Source organism: Sulfolobus sp. B1, assembly GCF_007050195.1.
In the GTDB taxonomy this organism is placed as follows: domain Archaea; phylum Thermoproteota; class Thermoprotei_A; order Sulfolobales; family Sulfolobaceae; genus Saccharolobus.
In genome coordinates, this window is record NZ_QIMI01000276.1 from 1 (window position 1) to 1,046 (window position 1,046).

Below are 1,046 nucleotides of genomic sequence, written 5' to 3' on the forward strand. Positions count from 1 at the left end.
AGGTATTACTACAAAACCCATCGATTCTAGTTGATGTCCTCACTGCGAAGCCTGAAATAATTTATGAGGCATTAGCGAAGTTAACACCATGGCAGAATTTGGCTACTAAGAGCGATTTAGAGAACCTCAGGAGAGAGTTGGAGAGGAGAATGTCTACTAAAGAAGATCTGGAAAACCTTAGGAAAGAAATAGAGAGTAGAACAGGAAATATTGAGAATAGAATGTCTACTAAGGAAGACATAAAGAAGGTTAGAGAGAATTTCGAGACACAATTAAAGAACATAGAGAAAAAGTTTGAGACCTTTGTGAACGGTATTGGAGGTAGGTGGGGAGTAAAAACGGAAGAGGTCTTCAGAAAAGGTGTTCTAGAACTGCTAAGTGATGCAGGATTTACCATAAAGAGAGAACTACTTTATGATAGTTCTGGCTTTGTATATGATGAACCCTCAGATGTAGAGATAGACATTGTTGTAAAAGACGGGAGGACAATAATGGTAGAAATTACTTCTGGTCTAAAGAGAGGTGATATACATACTTTCCTTAAGAAGAAGGAATTTTATGAAAAGGTAAAGAATGTAAAAATTGACGAAATTTTAGTTATAACGTCTATAGTTGATGATAAATACCCAGATAGGATTATTGCCAGAGCACAGAGTTTAGGAATAAGAATTATTACACCAGGGGATATCGACTGAGTGTTCACTGGATTGTTATGTTTCCTCAGCAGAGTTACTGTTTGGGGATTATTTTGCTGCTTCCCTTAGTGAGATTACCCTCGTTCGCTTCTATCTGAGGGACAGTCGAGAGGGTAACACGAATTCATAACGGTCACTTCTTAGCTAACTTACGTATTATCAATCTTTAACTTTTTCACGCTTGGTAATACTTTAGAATAAACCTCAATTGACCTTAGTAAATCCTCTTTCTTTTGCGTTAGAGCGTGATTGTAAATGCCTATTATCCTCTCCATCTTGTATGATATACTCTAAAATTGATGCGGAAGATGTTCTGAAAGCTTACAAAGAGGGGATAAGGATAATTAAAGA

1 protein-coding gene is annotated in these 1,046 nt (G+C 36.8%); it reads left to right on the top strand.

The window, feature by feature from the left end:
- The coding region (locus DMP16_RS10145; protein WP_143577213.1) for a DUF3782 domain-containing protein at positions 1 to 695 on the top strand (695 nt) is incomplete at its 5' end.
- Positions 696 to 1,046: the final 351 nt, after the last annotated feature.